3 protein-coding genes are annotated in these 7322 nt (G+C 68.1%); 2 read left to right on the forward strand and 1 reads right to left on the reverse strand.

The features are described from left to right. Window positions 1–149 precede the first annotated feature (149 nt). Complete coding sequence (locus ACFWEP_RS28830) at window positions 150–1934, forward strand: HNH endonuclease (RefSeq protein ID WP_387374327.1); 1785 nt, start codon at window positions 150–152, stop codon at window positions 1932–1934. A gap of 286 nt (window positions 1935–2220) precedes the next feature. On the opposite strand, the gene ACFWEP_RS28835 is transcribed toward ACFWEP_RS28830, so the two are convergent. Continuing rightward, a complete protein-coding gene (locus ACFWEP_RS28835) occupies window positions 2221–4347 on the reverse strand; it encodes a cellulose binding domain-containing protein (RefSeq protein WP_387374329.1) in 2127 nt (708 codons plus the stop codon). 624 nt (window positions 4348–4971) lie between these two features. On the opposite strand from ACFWEP_RS28835, the gene ACFWEP_RS28840 reads away from it, so the two are divergent. Beyond that, window positions 4972–7317 carry a glycoside hydrolase family 9 protein gene (locus ACFWEP_RS28840; RefSeq protein ID WP_387374331.1) on the forward strand — a complete coding sequence of 782 codons (2346 nt, stop codon included), beginning with the start codon at window positions 4972–4974 and terminating at the stop codon, window positions 7315–7317. Window positions 7318–7322: the final 5 nt, after the last annotated feature.

Raw genomic sequence — 7322 nt, forward strand, 5'->3', positions numbered from 1 at the left:
GCCGAGAGCCCTCCCCATCGGGAGGACTCTCGGCGGTTCAGGATGAATTGTCACGGAGGCGGCGCAGAAGGCCGTTCGCCCCCCTTGCCTCGTTCCTCGTCGTGCCTGGCACAATCACCGGCACAACGACGGCGAGGTGGGGATGCTCGGTGGGTAGCCAGTTGCGTGTCGGTGAAGTGATGCGGTCCTCGCAGAACAGGGACCCTTCCATCGGGTTCATGGATGGATACCCGAACATCCATCACCTCACTGCTTCACAGGTTCTTGCCCCGATACAGCTGAGCAAAGGGATCAACCCAATTGCAGAGGTCAAGGTCGCACGCGCCGCAAGGCGACCGGCGGTCCTCATACGTTCGAGCCCCTGGAAGGCCGGCTCTACCGAGACGCCCTGGCACGACGAGTTCGACCTAGAAAACGGGCGCGTCACCTACTTTGGAGATCAACGGGTCGACCACACCGTTTCTGTTGGCGAGACGCAGGGCAACAAAGTTTTGCGGAAGGCATGGGCAAACCATCGTGCGATGACCGCGCAAGAGCGGATCTCGGCCGCGCCACTGCTGGTCTTCGCGACGGTCACGCGCAACAAGACTCACAAGGGATATGTAAAGTTCTGCGGCTTGGCGGTCATAGAGGACGTTGAAGAGATCGAGCAAAGCGACAAGGGCCGACCGTTCCCCAATCTCCGCTATGAATTGGCCCTTCTCGACCTAGGTGCAGAACATGACCTGCTGAACTGGGCCTGGATCGAAGCGCGCGCCAATCAGAGGCTCTCGACGACTGAGTCGCTGGAACACGCGCCGCAGTCCTGGCGTCGTTGGGTGGAAGGTGGCCATGCCATCTTGCCGAAGATTCGCCAACGTCCCCTTCACCTCGAGGAGCCCAAAATCGGCTCTCGTTCCCCCAGCCGCCACGCGGGTGAGGTTGCGCTGTCCCTGACTCCTACGCAGTCGCGCAGCAGGTCGGTACACAACGCCGGGCACGGCGACCGGCAGCCACGACTCACGGCAGCCGCGCTCATGGGGAGATTGAAGAACCTCAAAGTTCATCGGCAGGACGGACGCCCGAGCCTGCACAAGCCCCTAACTCTGATGTGGGCCATGGCTAAGAACGCCCGAGGAGAGTCGCGTCTGTCTCCCTGGCCGGAGTTCCGCGACGGGGTGGGCAAGCTATTGATCGAGTTCGGTCACCCTCAGTCGTCTCCGACGCCGGAGTACCCCTTCTGGCATCTTCGGACGAGCGGCCTGTGGGACGTTGATGGCCTTCCGGCGGAGCGGGCAGGCAAGATCAGCGTCCCAGTGCTCGATAGGTACAAACCTCAAGCGGGGTTTACGCAACAGGCCGACTTCCTGTTGAGCGACCCGTTCGTACGGTCCCAGGCGATCGCTGTCCTGAGAGAGACTTACTTCGCCGAGTTCGCTCAGCACAATTTGATGGAGCGGCTAGGTCTGGCCGGCTACGAGAACGCCAGCGGGATCGAAGAACTGGCAGAGGAAACAAATCAACACGACCCTGCCGCTCGCCGCGCCACCAACACGTCTCGCATAGTACGCGATGTCGGACTGGCCAATAAAGTGAAGGAGATGCACTCCGACCACTGCCAGGTTTGCGGAGAGCAGCTAGCAAAACGCTTCGGCACATACAGCGAAGCAGCTCACATCCGAGGTCTCGGGCGACCGCACAATGGACCGGACGAGCTCGCCAACTTGCTCGTTCTGTGCCCCAACCATCATGTCCAATTCGATACGTTGGCAATATACATTGATCCGGAAGGAGCCGTCCGCGCGACGGCGGACGGCAGTCACCAGAGCATGCTCCGCCGGCTTCCGAAGCACCACATAAGCGAAGCCCACCTGCGATATCACCGAGCTCTTTGCGGCAGGGACGCACCAGATCAGGAAGCGCCCGTCCAGAATCCTCGCCCGGTACAGCGGTAGGTCTGTTGCCCCATGAGGTCGGGGGACGCTGCTGGCGAGTGGTTGCCCCTTGAGCGATGTCCGCGGAGGCGATTGCAGGTGTGCAGCACCGCGGGTCGAGGTCCCGCCGTTATGCCTCGGTAGAACCGTGCGCAGGCCCATTCGTCCAGCAGGGTCGATTGAGGTACTCGACCCTCCCGTTCATATGCGGCCGAGGACGCCCCTGCCGCTCGGCCCACCCTGCCCCGGGGAGGGCGTCCCCGGGGCAGGGTGGGCCTGCAGGTCATAGGCCGGGGCGGACCAGGCGTCAGCCGCGTGCGCAGACCGCCCCGTTGAGGCGGAAGACCGTCGGGTCCGGGTTGGGGCCGTCGTTGGCGCCGACGAATCCGAAGGAGACCGTGGAGCCGCCGTCCGGGGCCAGCGGCCCCGCGCCGTCGGGTGCGGTCACCCGCACGTGCGAGCCGGTCTGGTGGAACGTGGCGTTCCAGCCGGAACCTACCGTCTGGGTCCCGGTCGGCCAGTCCCAGTCGACGGTCCAGCCGGTGATCGGCACGTCGGAGAGGTTGCGGACGGTGACGGTGGACACGAAGCCGTTGCCCCAGCTCGTGTCACGGTGGTACGTCACCGCACAGGACGCGTTTGACGGGACGCCGGTGGTGAAGGTCAGCGGGGAGGACGCTCCGGAGAGCCGTCCCGAGGCGTCGGCCGCCAGCACGTTGACCGTGTGGGTGCTGCCCGGGGGCAGGTTCCGCAGGGTCACGGACGTGCCGGTGGACTCACCGATCAGGTGAGTGTGCGCGCCGTCGCGCTCCTGGACGAGGTAGCGGGCGGCGCCCGTCGCGCTCCCCCAGGACAGGCTCGCGGTGGTGTCGGTCACCCCTTCCAGCTTCGGGGTGCCAGGGGTTCCGGCGGCCGAGGCTCCCGGCCCGGTGCCGGCCCGCGGTTCGAGGGTGAGGGAGAGCAGTCCGTACGCCGGCACGGTGACCCGGGAGGCGGACGCCTCCCCGGCGGCGAGCGCGGTGATGTCGGTGTCGCCCGGTGCGTAGCGGCTGGCCTCGGGTGCGGTGGCGGCCGGAGTGAAGCCCGCGTAGTCGAGGTCCACGGTCCGGGCGGCGTCCGGGTTCTTGTTGACGAGCAGGACGCTCAGCCGCCCGTCGCGACGGAGAACCGCGTGTGCCGAGACGTCCTGCGCGGAGGACGCGGAGGCGACCATGGTGTCGCCCGCGGTGCCCAGCCGGCTGGTCATCTTCATGCCGTAGTAGGGGTGGAACGGCGTGTTCGGCGCCGGCTCGCACACGTCACCGTTGCAGGCACCGCTGGAGAGCATCCCCATGTCGCCGTAGTCGGTCTCGCCGTCGACGGTGGTGATCTCGCCGACGCCGTTGTGGGTGTTCCACCAGTCGACGTTGAAGACGCCGTTCTCCAGAGCCGTCATGAACGCGTCGGCGGCGAAGAGTCCGTTGGAACGGGCGGTGAGCCGGGCGCCACCGGTGTTGGTGTTGACCTCGGTGAGCGCGATGCCGATGCCCGGTGAGTCGGCGCCCGCGTACCGGTCGAGCTGGTTGCGTACCTCCCGCAGTTCGCCGGGCAGCCGGGCCAGCTTGGCCGAGGCGTCCGCGGCGGTGGTGTCGGATCCACCCGCATACCAGTGGACGCTCACAAAGTCGATGACGTCGGCCACTTGGGGCAGCACGGTGTTGTTCCAGTCACCGGAGTCCCCGTCGCCGGTCACGCCGTCCGGCCATTCGCCCGGAGAGGTGAGGACTGCGCCGATCTTGACGGTCGGGTCGACGGCCTTCATGGCCGCGGCGTAGGCGCGGACCTGGCGGGCGTACTCGCTGGGGCTCTTGTCCTGGTGGTCGTCGTGCTCCCAGCCGCTGCCGTAGTGGCCGTTGCCGTAGATCTCGTTGCCGATCTCCCAGTACTTCGCGCCGTACTTCTTCGTGATGTTCGCGTACCTGACCCAGCCGGCCGCCTCCTCGGGTGTGCCCGAACCGTAGTTGGCGATCAGGATGGGCTGTGCGCCGGTGGCGGCGACGGTGCCCATGAAGGCGTCGAAACCGGTGCCCGGGGCGACGTAGCCACCGGGCGCCGAGTGCGTCTCCCAGTGGTAGATGTCCGCGTACGAACCGCCGGGATAGCGCATCGCCCCGACGTCGGCCGCCTTCATCAGCTCGGCCACCTCGGGATCGTTCATGTGCGAGTCCCACACGGCCGCGTTGACGCCGCGGGCGGTGTCGGACAGCCGGCCCAGCGCCGCCTGGGCGTTGACCTGGACGTCCACGTCCGCGGCGTCGGTCGCCGATGATGCGGCGGGCGCGACGCCGACCAGCGACGTCAGCAGGGCCGAGGCCACGGCCAGAACGGCCGCGCCGCGCGCGAGGGGGCGTAAGCCGGTGGCGGCAGGGCGGCCGGGTCCGTGCGGTGCTGGCATGGGAGTCCTCACTGGGTGGTCCGTCGTCACGAGCGGGTCGGTGGATGTCGGGCGGTGCCGTCGAGCAGGCGTACGACCGGCGTGGTGGCGAAGTGCCGCCCGGGCAGCGGAAGGTTCCGCGTGGGCGGCGCGGAAGGCGGAACGTGAGTGCGGTGCGGCGGGCGCATGCGGGTCGGCGGCCGGCTCCCACCGATGGGAGCGCTCCCATATTGGGAGCGGGGTGACGCCCTGTCAACGCCCGTGCACCAACGTGATTTTGGACGCCTTGCGAAGAGTCGGTGAGGTGGCCGCACCCCGTTCCGATGACCCATGGACGACTTGCCCGTGCCGCGCGTCCGGGGCGGACAGCTCGTTCGGCAATCGCACAGTTTCAGCCACACGGCGCAGAAGTGGCGCGTTCGCACATTGCCGCTTCGTTTCGCAGCGCGGCAATCTGAAGCGCGGGAGCGCTCCCATGGCGCCTCGCGCCGCCGCTCATGGCCGACGCTCCCCCCACGGAAAGAAGACATCATGGCTTGTCAGGTGCATGCAGAGCAGCGGTTCGCGCGCCCACGTCGCGGACTGCTCTCGCGTCTACGTCCCACGTGGAATGGGCGTTCCCGCTGGGGCGTCGCCCTCGCCGGTGTGACCGCCTTGCTCGCCGCCGCCCTCACACCGCTCGCCGCGACCCCGGCCGAGGCGGCCCCCGCGTTCGCCTACGGCGAGGCGCTGCAGAAGTCGCTCTTCTTCTACGAGGCGCAGCGCTCCGGCCGTCTGCCCGACGACAACCGGGTCTCCTGGCGCGGCGACTCGGGTCTGGACGACGGCAAGGACGTCGGTCTGGATCTGACCGGCGGCTGGTACGACGCCGGCGACCACGTCAAGTTCGGTCTGCCCATGGCGTACAGCGCCACCGTCCTGGCCTGGGGCGGCGTCGAGCAGAAGGCCGCGTACACCGCGTCGGGGCAGCTGAAGCACCTCAAGGACAGTCTGCGCTTCGTCAACGACTACTTCGTCAGGGCGCATCCGTCTGCGAACGTCCTGTACGGCCAGGTGGGCAACGGCGCCGACGACCACAAGTGGTGGGGTCCGGCCGAGGTGATGCCGATGGCCCGGCCCGCCTACCGGATCGACGCCTCCTGCCCCGGTACGGACCTCGCCGGGCAGACGGCCGCCGCGATGGCCTCCTCCTCGATGCTGTTCGCCGACGACGACCCGGCCTACGCGGCGAAGCTGGTCACCCACGCGAAGCAGCTGTACGCGTTCGCCGACACCTATCGCGGCAAGTACAGCGACTGCATCACCGACGCGAAGTCGTACTACAACTCCTGGAGCGGGTACCAGGACGAGCTGGTGTGGGGTGCCGTCTGGCTCTACCGGGCCACCGGTGACGCGGCCTATCTCGCCAAGGCCGAGCAGTACTACGACGGCCTCTCCACCGAGTCACAGACCACCACCCGCTCCTACCGGTGGACCCTCTCCTGGGACGACACCTCCTACGGCTCCTACGTGCTGCTCGCCAAGATCACCGGGAAGCAGAAGTACATCGACGACTCCAACCGGTGGCTGGACTGGTGGACCTCCGGGGTGAACGGCGAGAAGGTCCGGTACTCACCCGGCGGCGAGGCCGTGCTGGACTCGTGGGGCTCGCTGCGGTACGCGGCCAACACCGCGTTCGCCGCGCTCTCCTACAGCGACTGGCTGACGGGCGACGCGACCCGCAAGGCGCGCTACCACGACTTCGCGGTGCGCCAGATCAACTACGCGCTCGGCGACAACCCGCGCGGGGCGAGCTACGTCGTCGGCTTCGGCAACACTCCTCCCACCAAGCCGCACCACCGCACCTCGCACGGCTCGTGGACCGACCAGATCACCAGCCCTGTCGAGAGCCGCCACACCCTCTACGGTGCCCTCGTCGGCGGACCGAGCGCAGCCGACGACGCCTACACCGACGACCGGCAGAACTACACCAACAACGAGGTCGCCACCGACTACAACGCGGCGTTCACCGGCGCCCTCGCCCGCCTCTACGCCGAGTACGGCGGCGCCCCGCTCACCGCCTTCCCGCCGACCGAGCAGCCGGACGGGCCGCAGGTGCTGGCACAGGCGTCGGTGAACGCCTCCGGGAGCAACTTCACCGAGATCAAGGCGTACCTGGTGAACAAGTCGGCCTGGCCCGCCCGATCGCTGACGAAGGCCTCCCTCCGGTACTACTTCACACTGGAGTCGGGAGTCTCGCCGACGGCCATCACGGTCACCACCAACTACAACCAGTGCGGTACGGCGAGCGGCCCCACGCGGTACGCGGGCGACGTGTACTACGTGAACGTGGACTGCTCGAACACGGTGATCGCGCCCGCCGGGCAGTCGGCGTACCGCAAGGAGGTCCAGTTCCGCATCAGTTCCTCGGGGGCCTGGGACACGTCGAACGACTGGTCCCTCCAGGGCCTGCCCACCACACCGGGCGCCACCCCGGCGGACGCGCCGAACCTGGTGCTGCTGGACGGGGACGCACGTCAGTGGGGAGCGCTGCCGGACGGATCCGGTCCGACGCCCACCCCTACTCCTACTCCGACGCCCACCCCGACTCCCACGCCCACCCCGACCCCGACACCCACTCCCACGCCGACGCCCACTCCCACCCCGACACCCACTCCCACCCCGACCCCGACGCCGGGTGCCGGTTGCGCCGTCGCGTACAAGGTCGGCTCCTCCTGGGGCGGCGGCTTCACCGCCGACGTCACCATCCGCAACACCGGCACCACCGCGGTGAACGGATGGCGTCTCGCCTGGAGTTTCGTCGGCAACGAGAAGGTCACCAGCGCGTGGAACGCGACCGCCACCCAGACCGGCGCAGCCGTGACGGCCACCGACGCCGGCCACAACAAGGCCGTTGCTCCGGGCGGTTCGGTGTCCTTCGGATTCCAGGGAACCGGGGTGCCCGGCGCCACGCCGACCGGCTTCGCCCTGAACGGCGTTCCCTGCACCTGAGAAGG

Source organism: Streptomyces sp. NPDC060198 (genome assembly GCF_042728415.1).
Classification (GTDB): domain Bacteria; phylum Actinomycetota; class Actinomycetes; order Streptomycetales; family Streptomycetaceae; genus Streptomyces.